Below are 14,619 nucleotides of genomic sequence, written 5' to 3' on the forward strand. Positions count from 1 at the left end.
ATGATAACTACGCCTCTCTGTCAAATGCGACCATGGTAGGAGAGGCGTGATCAATGCGAGGCTTTCCGCCTACCGCGACACCTCGCTCAGGAAAGCCTGGACGATGTCGCCGAAGTTCCGGTCGCTGCGGAAGCCCAACTGGCGGGCGCGCTCGTTACTGAAGCGCGCCGGCCAGCTGCCGACGATGGCTTCGATGCGGGCATCCGGCTCATGGCGGACGCGAGCCAGTGCCGACTCACCGGCCACCTCGCGCAAGGTGTCGAGCATCTCGGCGACGCTCACCGTGAGGCCCGGCAGCATGAAGGCGCGGAAATCCCCCAGGGCCGAGGCCGGCACCTCGGCGCCGTGCACCAGCGCCTCGACCACCCTGGCCGGCGACATCACGAACAGCTCCAGCTCGGTCGGCACCGGGCAGATCGCCTGCTCGCCGTTGAGCGGCTCGCGCAGGATGCTGGAGGCGAAGCTCGACGCTGCGGCATTGGGTCGCCCTGGGCGAATCACGATGGTCGGCAGCCGCAATACCAGGCCGTCGACGAGTCCCCGACGGCTGTAGTCGTTGACCAGCAGCTCGCCCATCGCCTTCTGGGCGCCGTAGGAGTTCTGGGGGTGCAGCGCGGTCATGTCGTCGAGGACCTCGGGCAGCTCGCCGCCATAGGCGGCCACGGAGCTGGCCATGACCAGCCGAGTGCCGGACAGCCCGTGCGCCCGGCAGCCCTCGAGCAGGGCGCGGGTGGCATCGAAGTTGACGCGCATGCCCAGGTCCAGGTCCGCTTCGGCGGCCGAGCTGACCACCGCGGCCAGGTGGTAGATGACATCGGGCCGAGCCTCCAGCAACGGTTCCAGGGCTCCCGGCTCGCTGATGTCCAGCGCCAGGCAGCGCAGTTCGACGCCCTCCCGCTCGATGGCGGGCGGCTCGGCCTGGTCGATCAGCGTCAGTTGGCGAATCGCCTGCCCGTTGAGTTCCCCGCGCTCGAGGAGTTGGTGCACGAGGCGCTGGCCGAGAAAGCCGGCGGCGCCGGTGATCGCTATGTGCATAGGAGTCTCGCTTACGGATGTCGGTTGGAGTCGCGTGGATGGTTCAGCTCGCCAGGCCGAAGGGCCTGGCCCAGCCCAGGCCGTCCCGGGTGGCGGCGGCCGGTCGGTATTCGCAGCCGACCCAGCCGCGATAGCCCAGGGCCGAAAGGCGTTCGAGGATCGCCGGGTAGTGCACCTCGCCGATGTTCGGCTCATGGCGCTCCGGCACCCCGGCGATCTGCACGTGGCCGATGTGCGGCAGCAGCCGCTCGAGATGGCGAACCAGGTCGCCTTCCATGATCTGGCAGTGGTAGAGGTCGAACTGCAGGCGCAGGTTGTCCGCGCCCACCGCTTCGATCGCGGCCACGGCCTGGTCCTGGCGCGACAGGAAATAGCCCGGCATGTCGCGGGTATTGATCGGTTCGATCAGCAATTCACGGCCGGCCTTCGCCGCCTCGCCGGCGGCGAAGCGCAGGTTCGCCAGATAGGTGGCATGATGGGCCTCGCGGGCGTCGTCCAGCGCTCGATCATCGGCGCCCTCGGGCAGCAGCCCGGCCATGGCGTGCACCCGCGGGCAGCCCAGCCGCTCGGCATAGCGCAGCCCCTCGATCACGGCGTCGCGGAACTCCGCCTCGCGTCCCGGCAGGCTGGCCAGCCCCCGCTCCCCCGCCGCCCAGTCCCCCGGCGGCAGGTTGAACAGCACCTGCTCGACGCCGCTCTCATCCAGGGCCGTGCGCAGCGCCTCGGGGGAATGGGCATAGGGAAACAGGTATTCGACGCCTCGGAAGCCGGCATCGACGGCCGCGGTGAAGCGGTCGAGGAAATCGTGCTCGGTGAACAACATGCTCAGGTTGGCGGCCAGTCGAATCATCATCGCTCCTCGCCGTGGTGTCAGTCGCGCGGGAAACGCGCTTCGAGTTCGGCCACCTGCTCCGGCGTCAGGCCGCGGGGGTTCTGCCCCCGCAGCAGCAGGTACAGCTTGGCGGTCTCCTCGAGCTCTTCGGTGGCATAGACCGCGGCCTCAAGCGACTTGCCGGCCACCACCGGGCCGTGATTGGCCAGCAGCACCGCGCTGTGCCGGCCGGCCAGGCCGCGCACGGCATCACCCAGGCCCGGGTCGCCGGGAATGTGGTAGGGCACCAGCGGCAGCCGCCCCACCCGCATCACGTAGTAGGCGGTGAGCGGCGGGATGCAGTCGCAGGGGTCCACGTCGGGCAGGCAGGAGACGGCCACCGAGTGGGTGGAGTGCAGGTGGACGATGGCGCCGGACTGGGGGCGCTGCTCGTACATCGCCGTGTGCAGGAACTGCTCCTTGGTCGGCCTGTCGCCGTCGAGCAGCCGGCCGTCGCGGTCCAGGCGCGAGATGCGCGCGGGGTCGAGACGGCCCAGGCAGGCATTGGTGGGGGTCATCAGCCAGCCGCCGTCCTCCAGGCGCACGCTGATGTTGCCGCTGGAGCCCATGGTCAGCCCGCGATCGAACAGCGACTTCCCCATGACAGCGATCCGCTCGCGCTGGGCATTGATGTCACTCATGCTCATGACAGCACCTCGAAGGCTCGAGTGAAGAAATCGGGGCCGCCGAAGTTGCCCGATTTGAGGGCCAGGGACAGCGGCGCCTCGCGATCGGCCAGCGGCGCCTGGGTCCAGGGCACCCCGGGATCGATCTGCTCGCCGATGCGCAGGGTGCGGATGCCCAGCGCCGAGACCACCGCGCCGGAGGTCTCGCCCCCGGCGACCACCAGCCGCCCCACGCCCTCCTCGACCATCGCCTTGGCCAGGCGCCCCAGCGCGGCCTCGACCAGCTGGCCGGCGCGTTCGGTGCCGAGCGCCGCCTGAGCGGCCTGGACCCGCTGCGGATCGGCGGAGGCATAGACCAGCACCGGGCCGCCTCCCGCCAGCCGCTCGCGAGCGAAGGCCAGCGCCGTCTGGAAGTGGGCCTCGCCCTCGGCCAGCGCCAACGGGTCCAGCGCGATGCCGGGATGGCGCTCGAGAAAGTGCGCGACCTGCCCCAGGGTCGCCCGCGAGCAGCTGCCCGATAGCACCAGGGCTCCCCCCGCCGCCGGCGCCAGGCGGCCGGGCTCGGCGACCTCGGCCAGCCAGCCCCGGCGCCGGTACTGGGCCGGCAGCGCCTGGCCGAGCCCGGAGCCGCCGGTGACCAGCGGCTGGTCGACGACGGCCTCGGCGATCACCTCGAGGTCCCGCTCGTCGAGGGTGTCGCAGATCACGTGGCCGATGCCCTGCTCGCACAGCGCCGCCAGATGGCGGCGAGTCGCCTCCCCGCCCTGGGCCAGCATCGGACGCGCCGCCAGACCGACCGGACGCATGACCTGGCGGGACAGCACCCTCACCAGGTCGGCATCGTGCATGGGGTTGAGCGGATGATGCTGCATGCCGCTCTCGTTGAGCAGCCGATCGCCGACGAACAGATGCCCCTGGTAGACCGTGCGGCCGTTGATCGGAAAGGCCGGCACCATGACGGTCTGGGCGGCGCCGAGCCGATCCATCAGCGCCTCGGCGACCGGCCCGATGTTGCCGGCATCGGTAGAATCGAAGGTCGAGCAGTACTTGAAGAAGATCTGGCGCGCGCCCTGCCCCTGCAGCCAGTCGAGGGCGGCGAGGGAGTCCTCGACCGCCTCGGCCACGGGGCAGGAGCGAGACTTCAGCGCCACCACCACCGCATCGACATCGTCCAGCGCCAGCCCTTCCGCCGGCACGCCGATCACCTGCACGCAGCGCATGCCGCTGCGCACCAGGTTGTTGGCGAGATCGGTGGCCCCGGTGAAGTCGTCGGCGATGGCACCCAGCACGATAGCCATGGTCACGCCTCCCCCGGATCGTTGGCCGCCTCGGGCAGCGCGATCCCCGACAGTCGCTGGTAGACCTTGATCACCGCCGAGTCGTCCTCGCGGCCGAAACCGGCGCCCTTGGCGGCGGTGAACTGCTGAAGGGCACTGGCAGTCACCGGGGTGGGCATGGCCAGCTCGCGGCCGGTGTCGTGGACGATGTTGAGGTCCTTGACGAAGATGTCGACCGCCGACAGTGGCGTGTAGTCGCCCTTGAGGATGTGCGGCACCCGGTTCTCGAACATCCAGGAGTTGCCCGCCGAGTGGGTGATCACCTCGTAGACGGTGTCCGGGTCGAGCCCCAGGCGAATGCCGAGCGCCATGGCCTCCGCCGCCGTGGCGATATGCACCCCGGCCAGCAGCTGGTTGACGAGCTTCATGCTGGAACCGATGCCGGCGGCATCGCCCAGCCGATAGACGCTGGCCGCCATGGCCTCCAGCGCCGGGGCGGCCTTGTCGAACGCTGCAGGCGTGCCCGAGGCCATGACCGAGAGTTCGCCGCTGCGCGCCTTGGCGGCGCCGCCGCTGATCGGGGCGTCGAGCATCTCGAGGCCAGCCTCGGCCAGGCGCTCGCCGAGCCGGCGGGCGATGCTGGGCGCCACCGTGGCGCACTGCATCACCACGCTTCCCTCAGCGAGGCGCCCCACCAGCCCCTGGTCGCCGAACAGCACCTGTTCGACCTGTTCGGCATTGACGACCACCAGCATCGCGATATCACAGTGCGCGGCCAGCTCCGCGGGCGTGGCGGCCACTCGCCCTCCCTTCGCTTCGAAGGCCTGGCGGGCCGAGGCCGAGACGTCACAGCCTGTCACTGACAGCCCCCGCTCGAGGAGTGCGCTGGCCGTGCCCATGCCCATGGCCCCCAGGCCGATGATTCCGATGCGAGGCGCGCTTGCGGAAATGTCGCTCACCTTTCGATCTCCCGATGGTCGCGTGATGCCGTGCATCCCGTGATTAGTGATGGTAGCGCTGTCATGTTAGCGCTAACATAGTTCTAGACGAGTGACTTTCCCGCAGCAAGATCAGTGTGCAAGGATGTGACCAATGTCTAATCAGGAAGCCAGCAGGACACGGCGTCGACGCGGTTCGGCCCAACCGACCCTCAAGGAGGTTGCGGCTGCCGCCGGCGTGTCGGCCATCACCGCCTCCCGCGCCTTGAACACCCCGGAACGCGTCAACGAGGAGACCCGCAAGCGGGTCCTGGAGGCCGTGGATCGGGTCGGCTACGTGCCCAACCTGGTCGCCGGCAGCCTGGCGTCCGCCCGCTCCCGATTCATCGCGGTGATCGTGCCGTCACTGGCCAACGCCGTGTTCATCGAGGTAATCCGCGGCCTGCAGACGACCTTCGAGGCGCAGGGCTACCAGATCCTGCTGGGCAATACCGACTACGACATCGAGCGCGAACACCGCCTGGTCAGGACCTTCCTCGGCTGGTCATGTTCCGCGCTGGTCACCGCCGGGCTGCGTCATACCCAAGCCTGTCGCGAACTGCTCGAGCACTGCGACAAGCCGGTGATGGAGGTCATGGAACTGGGCGATGCCCTGGACCTCAACGTCGGCCTGGACCATCGCGAGGCCGGCCGCTGCATGGCCCGCCACCTGCTCGAACGGGGCTATCGTCGTTCCGTCTACGTCGGCGCCTGCCTCGACCAGGACTACCGGGCCGAACTTCGCTTCGACGGCCACCGCGAGGTCATGGAAGGAGCCGGGAACGAGGCACCGCTCATCGAACTGGATCAATTGGGCAGCCTGGAGGCCGGGGCCGCGGGGCTCGAGCGTGTGCGGAAGGAATACCCCGAAGCCGACGCCATCCACTTCGCCAACGACGACCTGGCAGCCGGCGCCCTGCTGCACGCCTTTCGGCTCGGCCTGCGCGTGCCGGAGGAGATCGCCATCGCCGGATTCAACGGCCTGTCCCCGGGCCAGCACCTCACGCCGCGACTGACGACGATCCAGTCTCCCCGGGAGACCATGGGACGCCAGGCCGGCGAACAGATCCTGCGGCGGCTGGACGGCAAGCGGGTCACTCGCCGCCAGCTGAACGTGGGTTTCGAGCTGCTGGTGGGCGAGAGCACATGACCCTGCTGCCTGCTTGACGCCATGCGATCTCGAGCGACCGGCTCACAGTGTCAGGCGGGGCGCGATGAAGTCGAGGAAGGCACCGATCCGCGAAGACAAGGCCGTGTTGCGATAGTAGACCGCCTGAACCTGCTCTCTCGGATCCGGGCTGATGATGCGATCCGCCATCAGGCTGACCAGCCGGCCCTGGATGAGATCGTCCCGGATCATGAAGCGCGACAGGCAGGCGATGCCCTCCCCGGCCATGCACAGCTGCCGCATCACCTCGCCGCTGGACGTGCTCAGCTGTGGCCGGATATTGGCCCCTTCCCGAGGGAGGCCATCCACCGGCCAGCGATTGAGCTTGTCGGCGTTCATGAATCCCAGCAATCGATGATCGCGCAGCGCCGTGGGACTGACCGGCATTCCATGACATTCCAGATAGCGAGGGCTCGCCACCAGCTGCAGCGGCGAGCGTCCCAATGGGCGGGCATGCAGGGTGGAGTCTTCCAGACCGCCGATGCGGATCGCCACATCGGTACGCTGCTCGAGCAGGTTGATGATGTCGTCCGAGGCGGACAGCTCGAGCTCGATGCCCGGATAGCAGGCCCTGAAGCCGCTCACCAGCGGCACCAGTTGATGCAGCATGAAGGGCGTCGCCGCGTCCACCCGCAGCGGCCCGCTGGGTCGTTCTCGACTGAGGCGCATGGCTTCCTCGGCCTCGGCCAGCCGACCCAGGCCTTCGCGCACCTGCTCGACGAAGACCCGTCCCTCGCTGGTCAACGTCACGCTGCGGGTGGTGCGGTTGAGCAGCGGCGTATCGAGTTGCCGCTCCAGTCGCTGCACCGCGCGCGACACACGCGCCACCGGGACATCCAGTTGCCGGGCAGCAGCACTGAAGCCTCCACTGTCGATGACCGCTACCAACAGCTCGAGATCCTCCGTGCGGCTCTTCAAGATCGACCTCCCGGGCCAGGCGCAGCCTAAGCCTACTGTTTCGTTCCATGCAAAAGTGTTTCTATTTTAACGACGTTTATCGCACAAACCAGACCACGCAGACTCCGCAGCATTCGAACGCTCACTCGAGGGAATCTTTCATGCCCGTTGCCTGAGTCCGCCACCCCGCTCGACCGAACCTGACCTTTACGCCGCGCGAGAAAGTGTTTTTCGCTGGCCATGCATTGAAGGTCATCGCCACCGCCCACACAGTTGGGCAGAGAAATTGATTAGCCACATAATGGAATGACCATGAACATCCTGCTGCTCAACGGCGCCAAGGCCTATGCCCACTCCGGCGGCCGCTACAACGACACCCTGCACGACACCGCCCGCGGCACCCTCGCCGAGCGGGGCCATGCCTTGCAGGAAACCCGCATCGACGACGGCTACGCTCTTGAGACCGAGATCGAAAAGTGGCTGTGGGCCGATGTCATCGTCTTCCAGATGCCCGGCTGGTGGATGGGCACGCCCTGGACCGTCAAGCGCTACCTGGATGAGGTGCTGACCGAAGGCCACGGCCGGCTCTACGCCAGCGATGGCCGCTCGCGCCAGGATCCTTCCCGGCAGTACGGCAGCGGCGGCCTGCTGCAGGGCAAGCGCTACCTGCTGTCGTTGACCTGGAATGCGCCGGTCGACGCGTTCGACGCACCGGGCAATTTCTTCGAGGGGCGTGGCGTCGACGCCGTCTACTTCCCGTTCCACAAGGCCATGGAATTCCTCGGCATGAGCGCCCTGCCGACCTACCTGGCCAACGACGTGATCAAGGCACCGGACATCGACACCCACCGGAACGAGTATCGAGCACACCTGGAGGGCGTCTTCGAGGACGCCCCGACCAGCGCCTGAACCCGCGAACCAAGGAGCGACCAATGACGACCCGCACACTGCCCAACCCCGGCTTCGGCACCTTTCGCCTCGAGGGCGAGACCCTCCGGCAGAGCGTGCACGCAGCCCTCGACCTCGGCTATCGTCACATCGACACCGCGCAGATGTACGGTAACGAAGCCGAGGTCGGCCAGGCCATCGCCGACAGCGGGGTACCGCGAGAAGAGGTCTTCCTGACCACCAAGGTCTGGCACGACCGCCTGCAGCCCGGCGATCTCGAGGCGAGCGTCGAGGAGAGCCTGGAACGCCTGGGCACCGGCTACGTCGATCTGCTGCTGATCCACTGGCCATCGCCCGGCGACGAGGTGCCGATGGCCGACTACCTGCGCGCCCTGCAGTCGGTGCAGCGGGCCGGCAAGGCACGCAACATCGGCGTCTCCAACTTCACCCGCGCGCAGCTCGACCAGGCCGTCGAGATTCTCGGCGAAGGGGCCCTGCTGACCCACCAGATCGAGGTGCATCCCTTCCTGCAGAATCGACCGCTGATCGAGCACTGCGAACGTCATGGCATCGCAGTAACCGCCTTCATGCCGCTGGCCGTCGGCAAGGTCATGGAGGACGATACCCTGGTGCGCATCGCCAGGGCCCACGATGCCAGCCCGGCCCAGATCGCCCTTGCCTGGCTGAATCAGCAAGGCATCGTGGCCATTCCCTCCTCCACCAAGGCCCACAACATCCGCAGCAACCTGGCCGCCTTCGAGCTGACGCTCGACGACGAGGAGATGCAGGCCATCGCCGCTCTCGACCGGGGCGAGCGTATTGCCGACCCCGACTTCGCTCCCGACTGGGACTGAAGACCATGCGGTTCGCCCTGCGGGGCGGGCCGTCGCCGTGCAAGGCGGCCACCGCTCACGCTGATCCACGCCACCCGGGATCCGAACCATGGGTCCCCCGACAGGAGACGCTTCCATGTCCCCTCGCATTCTGATCGTCCTGACCTCCCACGACCGCCTCGGCGACACCGGCGAGAAGACCGGTTTCTGGCTCGAGGAGCTGGCCGCCCCCTACTACGTCTTCCAGGACGCCGGCGCCGAGCTCACCCTGGCCTCGCCCAGAGGCGGCCAGCCGCCGCTGGACCCCAAGAGCGACGCCGAGGAGAGCCAGACCGAGGCCACCCGCCGCTTCCAGCAGGACCCGGAAGCCAAGGCCCGCCTCGCCGCCACCCACAGGCTGGCCGACATGCGGCCCGACGACTTCGACGCCATCTTCTATCCCGGCGGTCACGGCCCGCTGTGGGATCTGGTCGACGACACCGACTCGATCCGCTTGATCGAAGCCTTCTGGGCCCAGGGCAAGCCCGTCTCCGCGGTATGCCACGCGCCCATCGTGCTGCTCAACGCTCGCGATGAGCACGGTAAACCGCTGGTCGAGGGTCGCGAGGTCACCGGCTTCACCAACGGCGAGGAAGCTGCCGTGGGCCTGACCGACATCGTGCCTCAACTGGTGGAGGACGCCTTGATCGCCAAGGGTGGCCGGTATAGCAAGGCCGACGACTTCGCGCCTTACACGCGCCGGGACGGCCGACTGATCACCGGGCAGAATCCGCCCTCCTCTGAGCCGGTCGCCCGCTGCCTGATGGACGCGCTGAAGGGCTGAGCCGGGCTCGCGCCTGCATGTCGCCACGGGCGGCGCCGCCACACTGGCGCCGACCGTGGTCGTCTTGGCGCCCCATCGATCATCGCGGCCACAACGCGCTATGCTTGGCCCTCCCCGCCGATCTCATGCCGCAAAAGGAGCCTGCCATGAACCGTATCGCCTTCATCACCGGGGCCACCTCGGGATTCGGACGCGCCTGCGCCCACCGCTTTGCCGAGGCGGGCTGGTCGCTGGTGCTCACCGGCCGACGCGAGGAGCGCCTGAACGAGCTGCGCGAAGCACTGCAGGACAGGGTGCCGGTGCATACCGCGGTACTCGACGTTCGCGACGCCGACGAGGTGAAAGCGGTGATCGATGCCCTGCCCGAGGCCTTCGCCGCGGTGACGTGTCTGGTCAACAACGCCGGCCTGGCCCTGGCGCCGCAGCCCGCGCAGCGGGTCTCGCTCGACGATTGGCATACCATGATCGACACCAATGTCAGCGGTCTGGTGAACGTTACCCACGCATTGCTGCCGACACTGATCGATCAGGGAGCCGGCAGCAGCATCATCAACGTCGGCTCGGTGGCCGCCGACGCACCCTATCCGGGTAACCATGTCTACGGCGCGACCAAGGCCTTCGTCCGCCAGTTCAGCTACAACCTGCGCTGCGACCTGCTGGGCACCGGCGTGCGGGTCACCGATATCGCCCCGGGGCTGGCCGAGACGGAATTCACCCTGGTGCGCACCGGCGGCGATCGCGGCGCCCACGACACGCTGTACGGCGACACGACACCGCTCGGCGCAGAGGATGTCGCCGAGCAGATCTTTCATGTGGCAACCCTGCCCGCTCACGTCAACATCAATCGGCTGGAGGTCATGCCGGTGCGCCAGGCCTGGGGGCCTTTCGCCATCGACCGCGACTGACCCCGAGCCCATCGAGCCACGGCGACGGGTCCGCCGTGGCTCCGTCGCTTCATGCCGACAGTCGGCCTGGCAGAAGACACGGCGGATCCACACCAGGGACATCTCCAGGCACGCAAGAAAAAGCCGCCCGATACCATGTGGTATCGGGCGGCTTCTTGGTATTCGGTTGGTGGAGCCTAGCGGGATCGAACCGCTGACCTCAACACTGCCAGTGTTGCGCTCTCCCAGCTGAGCTAAGGCCCCACTGTTGCTCGTCGGACTGTGCCGCGAGAACGAGGCGTACTTTACGCCCGAACAGCCTTCCCGTCAAGTCCCAGGCCCAAGAGATTCATCGCAAAAGCATACATGCGGACGCATACGAAAAAAGCCGCCGAATGCGATGCATTCGGCGGCTCTTCGATGTTCGGTTGGTGGAGCCTAGCGGGATCGAACCGCTGACCTCAACACTGCCAGTGTTGCGCTCTCCCAGCTGAGCTAAGGCCCCACTGTGCTCGTCGGACTGGGCCGCGAGAACGGAGCGAATATTAAGACCATCATGTCCACTCGTCAATCCGTGATTATGAAAAAACATGTCTTCGATTGACACCAAATCCGCTTAGGGCGATGTTGTGCCACGCTAGAGTCTGAATGCTTCGTACCAGAATCGTGGTCTTCGGCTTTAGCGTCATTCAACACCATTTTCAGGAGCACCTGCCTTGATCAGGGTTCTCGTTGCCGACGACCACCACCTGGTAAGGACCAGCATCGCCCACCTGCTCGACGACGAGCCGGACATCACGATCGTGGGCGAAGCCGCGGATGGCGAAGAGTCCATCCGCCTGGCCCGTGAACTCAAGCCCGATATCGTGCTGATGGACATCCGTATGCCGGGCATCGGCGGCTTGGAAGCCACGCGAAAGATCCATCACTACAGCCATGACATACGAATTCTGGTGCTCACGGCCTTTATCGAGGAAGGCTTCGCCCAGCGCCTGCTGGATGCCGGCGCCCACGGCTTCATCAGCAAGGGCTCTCAGCACGACGAGATGGTCACCGCGGTGCGCAACGTCTTTGCCGGGCAGCGCTATGTCAGCCCCGATATCGCCCAGCGCCTGGTGCTGTCGCGGGTCGATGCCAGCGACAACCCCTTCGACCAGCTCTCCCAGCGCGAGCTGCAAGTGGCGATGATGATCGTCAACTGCCAGAAGGTGGCTGAAATTGCCGACCGCATGTTCCTCAGTCCCAAGACCGTCAACACCTATCGCTATCGCATCTTCGAGAAACTCGACGTGCATTCCGATGTGGAGCTGACCCACCTGGGACTGCGTCACGGCCTGGTCGACGGCTTCAACTAGCCCCGGCACGGCACGACGGTGCACGCGCCCAGGCCAGTCAAGCATCGGTTCGGTGCCGAGCCGGCCGGGCAAGCGGGCATGGCACCAGGTGCCGGCACGACAGACATGCCATGGATGGAATGCCCCACCCTGCAACGAGTCTGATAGGATGAGCTTCCATCTTCGCCACACCGCCGCCCGATGAGTTTCGATTCGCGTCATTTCCTGGCCACCGTGACCCAAGCTCCCGGCGTCTACCGCATGCTCGACGAACGCGGCGAGACGCTCTATGTCGGCAAGGCGCGGCGCCTCAAGGCGCGCCTTGCCAGCTACTTTCGCGGCGCGCTGAATACCAAGACCCAGGCACTGGTCGGCCGCATCGCCGACATCCAGGTCACGGTCACCAACAGCGAGACCGAGGCGCTGCTGCTCGAGCAGACACTGATCAAGCAGCAGCGGCCGCCCTACAACATCCTGCTGCGCGACGACAAGTCATACCCTTTCGTCTTCGTCACCGACCGCCATCCTTTCCCGGCACTGGAATACAAGCGGGCCCGCACGCGACACGACGATGGCCGTTACCTGGGCCCCTACCCCAGTAGCGGCGCAGTGCGGGAAAGCCTGTCGCTGATGCAGAAGATCTTCCGCATCCGCAACTGTGAAGACAGCGTCTTCGCCCACCGCACTCGCCCCTGCCTGCAGTACCAGATCGGCCGCTGCAGTGCGCCCTGCGTGGGCTACATCGAGGAAGCCGACTACCGGCGTGATCTGGAGCACGCGATCCAGTGCCTGGAAGGCAAGAGCGAAGCGGTAACCCGTGAACTCACCCGTGACATGGAAGCGGCCAGCCAGGCTCTCGAGTTCGAGGAAGCCGCCCGACTGCGCGACCAGATACAGCAGCTGCGTCAACTTCAGCAGCGCCAGTTCGTCGACACCGGTGGCGGCGATGCGGACGTCTTCGCCCTGGCCTCGCGTCCCGGCGCGCTGTGCATCTCGGTACTCACGGTGCGTCAGGGCCGACTGCTGGGCGCTCGCCATCACGAGCCCTCCAACGGCCTGGACCTGGGGCCGGAAGCGCTGCTGGGGGAGTTCGTCAGCCAATTCTATCTCGGCCAGGCACGCGAGATTCCCGGCGAGATCATCACCAGCCACTCGCTGCCCGACACCGAGCTGCTGGCTAGCGCCCTGGGCGAACGGGCCGGCAAGCGCATCCGCGTCACCGACCAGGTGCGCGGCCACCGCGCGCAGTGGCGTGAACTGGCGCGCACCAACGCCGAACAGCAGTTGGCCGGCCAGCTGGCCAGCCAGACCAAGCTGGCAAAGCGCTTCGAAGCACTGCGCGAAGCCCTGGGGCTGGAAACGGTGCCGACCCGGCTGGAGTGCTTCGATATCAGTCATAGCCATGGCGAGGCCACGGTGGCCTCCTGCGTGGTGTTCGACCCCGATGGCCCGCGCAAGTCCGACTACCGCCGATTCAACATCGAGGGCGTGGAACCCGGCGACGACTACGCCGCCATGCGTCAGGCCCTGACCCGCCGCTTCCGCCGGCTTGCCGACGGCGAGGGCGAACGGCCGGACATCCTGGTGGTAGACGGTGGCAAGGGCCAGTTGAACATGGCCCGCGACGTATTCGCCGAGCTCGGGGTAAGCGGCGTCATGCTGCTGGGCGTGGCCAAGGGCAGCACCCGCAAGGCCGGCCTGGAAACGCTCTACCTCGAGACCGTCGACCGAACCCTCGACCTCGATGGCGCGTCGCCGGCGCTGCACCTGCTGCAGCATATTCGCGACGAATCACACCGCTTCGCCATCGCCGGACATCGAGCGCGTCGCGACAAGACTCGACGCACCTCCACCCTGCAGGACATTCCCGGCGTCGGCCCGCGCCGCCGTCGTGAGCTGCTGCGCTTCTTCGGCGGACTGCACGGCGTGCGCCAGGCCAGCCGCGAGGAACTGGCCCGGGTTCCCGGCATCAGCGCCACCCTCGCCGAGACGATTCATCGCGCCCTGCATGGATGAGCGTGGCCGAGCCGGATAGAATGGCCTGATACTCGGCATCTCCCACCTCAGGCAAGGACCGCAGCTCCGATGAACATCCCCAACCTCCTGACCCTGGCCAGAATCTTCTTCATCCCGCTGCTGGTGGTACTGTTCTACCTGCCCTTCTCGTGGAGCATGCCGGTGGCCGCAGGACTGTTCGCCCTGGCCTCGGTGACCGACTGGCTGGACGGCTACCTGGCTCGCCGCTGGGACCAGTCGACGCCCTTCGGTGCCTTCCTCGATCCGGTGGCCGACAAGCTGATGGTGGCCGTCGCCCTGGCCCTGCTCATCGAACGCTATGACGCCAGCTGGCTCACCCTGCCGGCGCTGGTGATCATCGGCCGCGAGATCGTCATCTCTGCGCTGCGCGAATGGATGGCCGAGATGGGTAAGCGTGGCAAGGTCGCGGTATCGTGGATCGGCAAGGTAAAGACGACGCTGCAGATGATCGCCCTGCTGCTGCTGCTGGCTTTCACGCCAGACACGCCGATCGCCGTACTGGGTGTGGTCACCCTCTATGCGGCGGCCCTGCTGACCCTGTGGTCGATGATCCAGTACCTGCGTGCCGCCTGGCCGCACCTGAGTGACTCGATGTAGCGCCAAGCGAGAAAAGCGTTTGACAGTCACCGACTTATCCGTATAATACGTCCTCGAGTCAAGCGGGAATAGCTCAGTGGTAGAGCATCGCCTTGCCAAGGCGAGGGTCGCGAGTTCGAATCTCGTTTCCCGCTCCATTCAACATACGAATGGCTTGACTCATGAGGCTGGATGGCAGAGTGGTTATGCAGCGGACTGCAACTCCGTGTACGCCGGTTCGATTCCGACTCCAGCCTCCATCATTCCTTTAGCTGCCCGCTCGAACCCCGCCCGGATGGCGAAATTGGTAGACGCAAGGGACTTAAAATCCCTCGGTGGCAACACCGTGCCGGTTCGAGCCCGGCTCCGGGCACCATGATTTCCCCGACCCTC

Annotated in this window: 14 protein-coding genes and 5 tRNA genes; 11 read left to right on the forward strand and 8 right to left on the reverse strand. The window is 66.8% G+C overall.

From position 1 onward, the window contains the following. Positions 1-69 precede the first annotated feature (69 nt). From denD to ltnD, 5 genes are read right to left on the reverse strand one after another with little or no spacing between them, the layout of a single operon-like run. On the reverse strand, positions 70-1,035 hold the full coding sequence (gene denD, locus FHR96_RS02895) for a D-erythronate dehydrogenase (RefSeq protein WP_183386163.1): 966 nt from the start codon (positions 1,033-1,035) through the stop codon (positions 70-72). A gap of 43 nt (positions 1,036-1,078) precedes the next feature. Further along, positions 1,079-1,885, reverse strand: coding sequence for a 2-oxo-tetronate isomerase (gene otnI, locus FHR96_RS02900; protein ID WP_183386444.1), 807 nt, complete (start codon positions 1,883-1,885; stop codon positions 1,079-1,081). 20 nt (positions 1,886-1,905) lie between these two features. Next, a complete protein-coding gene (gene otnC / locus FHR96_RS02905; RefSeq protein ID WP_183386164.1) occupies positions 1,906-2,553 on the reverse strand; it encodes a 3-oxo-tetronate 4-phosphate decarboxylase in 648 nt (215 codons plus the stop codon). Next, entirely contained in the window at positions 2,550-3,830 is a 1,281-nt protein-coding gene (gene otnK, locus FHR96_RS02910; RefSeq protein WP_183386165.1) for a 3-oxo-tetronate kinase, read from the reverse strand. The genes otnC and otnK overlap by 4 nt, the downstream gene beginning before the upstream one ends. A 2-nt stretch (positions 3,831-3,832) precedes the next feature. Next, the gene (ltnD, locus tag FHR96_RS02915; RefSeq protein WP_343066321.1) at positions 3,833-4,768 is read right to left on the reverse strand and encodes an L-threonate dehydrogenase; all 936 of its coding nucleotides are present in this window, start codon (positions 4,766-4,768) and stop codon (positions 3,833-3,835) included. Between the two features lie 133 nt (positions 4,769-4,901). On the opposite strand from ltnD, the gene FHR96_RS02920 reads away from it, so the two are divergent. Then, positions 4,902-5,936, forward strand: coding sequence for a LacI family DNA-binding transcriptional regulator (locus tag FHR96_RS02920; RefSeq protein WP_183386167.1), 1,035 nt, complete (start codon positions 4,902-4,904; stop codon positions 5,934-5,936). Positions 5,937-5,978: 42 nt separating this feature from the next. On the opposite strand, the gene FHR96_RS02925 is transcribed toward FHR96_RS02920, so the two are convergent. After that, positions 5,979-6,872: a LysR family transcriptional regulator gene (locus tag FHR96_RS02925; RefSeq protein ID WP_183386168.1), complete on the reverse strand. Its 894-nt coding sequence runs from the start codon at positions 6,870-6,872 to the stop codon at positions 5,979-5,981. A gap of 291 nt (positions 6,873-7,163) precedes the next feature. On the opposite strand from FHR96_RS02925, the gene FHR96_RS02930 reads away from it, so the two are divergent. From FHR96_RS02930 to FHR96_RS02945, 4 genes are all read left to right on the forward strand, one after another. Beyond that, on the forward strand, positions 7,164-7,760 hold the full coding sequence (locus tag FHR96_RS02930; RefSeq protein WP_183386169.1) for an NAD(P)H-dependent oxidoreductase: 597 nt from the start codon (positions 7,164-7,166) through the stop codon (positions 7,758-7,760). A gap of 23 nt (positions 7,761-7,783) precedes the next feature. After that, a complete protein-coding gene (gene dkgB, locus FHR96_RS02935; RefSeq protein WP_183386170.1) occupies positions 7,784-8,593 on the forward strand; it encodes a 2,5-didehydrogluconate reductase DkgB in 810 nt (269 codons plus the stop codon). 115 nt (positions 8,594-8,708) lie between these two features. Then, entirely contained in the window at positions 8,709-9,395 is a 687-nt protein-coding gene (locus FHR96_RS02940) for a type 1 glutamine amidotransferase domain-containing protein (protein WP_183386171.1), read from the forward strand. A 146-nt stretch (positions 9,396-9,541) separates the two neighbouring features. Then, positions 9,542-10,300 carry an SDR family NAD(P)-dependent oxidoreductase gene (locus FHR96_RS02945; RefSeq protein ID WP_183386172.1) on the forward strand — a complete coding sequence of 253 codons (759 nt, stop codon included), beginning with the start codon at positions 9,542-9,544 and terminating at the stop codon, positions 10,298-10,300. Positions 10,301-10,467: 167 nt separating this feature from the next. Here the strand turns inward: FHR96_RS02945 and FHR96_RS02950 are convergent. Then, positions 10,468-10,543, reverse strand: a tRNA-Ala gene (locus FHR96_RS02950). Between the two features lie 165 nt (positions 10,544-10,708). Beyond that, positions 10,709-10,784: transfer RNA gene (locus tag FHR96_RS02955), tRNA-Ala, on the reverse strand. A gap of 211 nt (positions 10,785-10,995) precedes the next feature. Here FHR96_RS02955 and uvrY point away from each other — a divergent pair. From uvrY to FHR96_RS02985, 6 genes are all read left to right on the forward strand, one after another. Then, on the forward strand, positions 10,996-11,634 hold the full coding sequence (gene uvrY, locus FHR96_RS02960) for a UvrY/SirA/GacA family response regulator transcription factor (RefSeq protein WP_183386173.1): 639 nt from the start codon (positions 10,996-10,998) through the stop codon (positions 11,632-11,634). A gap of 180 nt (positions 11,635-11,814) precedes the next feature. Continuing rightward, positions 11,815-13,629 carry an excinuclease ABC subunit UvrC gene (uvrC, locus tag FHR96_RS02965; RefSeq protein ID WP_183386174.1) on the forward strand — a complete coding sequence of 605 codons (1,815 nt, stop codon included), beginning with the start codon at positions 11,815-11,817 and terminating at the stop codon, positions 13,627-13,629. 69 nt (positions 13,630-13,698) lie between these two features. Further along, positions 13,699-14,247 (forward strand): CDP-diacylglycerol--glycerol-3-phosphate 3-phosphatidyltransferase, encoded by a 549-nt coding sequence (gene pgsA, locus FHR96_RS02970; RefSeq protein ID WP_183386175.1) that lies wholly within the window; start codon positions 13,699-13,701, stop codon positions 14,245-14,247. Between the two features lie 62 nt (positions 14,248-14,309). Further along, positions 14,310-14,384: transfer RNA gene (locus FHR96_RS02975), tRNA-Gly, on the forward strand. A 28-nt stretch (positions 14,385-14,412) separates the two neighbouring features. Beyond that, positions 14,413-14,486, forward strand: a tRNA-Cys gene (locus FHR96_RS02980). 29 nt (positions 14,487-14,515) lie between these two features. After that, positions 14,516-14,602, forward strand: a tRNA-Leu gene (locus FHR96_RS02985). Positions 14,603-14,619 lie beyond the last annotated feature (17 nt).

This window comes from Halomonas organivorans (genome assembly GCF_014192055.1).
In the GTDB taxonomy this organism is placed as follows: Bacteria; Pseudomonadota; Gammaproteobacteria; order Pseudomonadales; family Halomonadaceae; genus Halomonas; species Halomonas organivorans.

What these genes read in the sequence shown, in the direction of transcription:
- denD (WP_183386163.1), bottom strand. Translation starts at nt 1,035, where the DNA reads ATGCACATAGCGATCACCGGCGCCGCCGGCTTTCTCGGCCAGCGCCTC.
- otnI (WP_183386444.1), bottom strand. Translation starts at nt 1,885, where the DNA reads ATGATTCGACTGGCCGCCAACCTGAGCATGTTGTTCACCGAGCACGAT.
- otnC (WP_183386164.1), bottom strand. Translation starts at nt 2,553, where the DNA reads ATGAGCATGAGTGACATCAATGCCCAGCGCGAGCGGATCGCTGTCATG.
- otnK (WP_183386165.1), bottom strand. Translation starts at nt 3,830, where the DNA reads ATGGCTATCGTGCTGGGTGCCATCGCCGACGACTTCACCGGGGCCACC.
- FHR96_RS02920 (WP_183386167.1), top strand. Translation starts at nt 4,902, where the DNA reads ATGTCTAATCAGGAAGCCAGCAGGACACGGCGTCGACGCGGTTCGGCC.
- FHR96_RS02930 (WP_183386169.1), top strand. Translation starts at nt 7,164, where the DNA reads ATGAACATCCTGCTGCTCAACGGCGCCAAGGCCTATGCCCACTCCGGC.
- dkgB (WP_183386170.1), top strand. Translation starts at nt 7,784, where the DNA reads ATGACGACCCGCACACTGCCCAACCCCGGCTTCGGCACCTTTCGCCTC.
- FHR96_RS02940 (WP_183386171.1), top strand. Translation starts at nt 8,709, where the DNA reads ATGTCCCCTCGCATTCTGATCGTCCTGACCTCCCACGACCGCCTCGGC.
- FHR96_RS02945 (WP_183386172.1), top strand. Translation starts at nt 9,542, where the DNA reads ATGAACCGTATCGCCTTCATCACCGGGGCCACCTCGGGATTCGGACGC.
- uvrC (WP_183386174.1), top strand. Translation starts at nt 11,815, where the DNA reads ATGAGTTTCGATTCGCGTCATTTCCTGGCCACCGTGACCCAAGCTCCC.
- pgsA (WP_183386175.1), top strand. Translation starts at nt 13,699, where the DNA reads ATGAACATCCCCAACCTCCTGACCCTGGCCAGAATCTTCTTCATCCCG.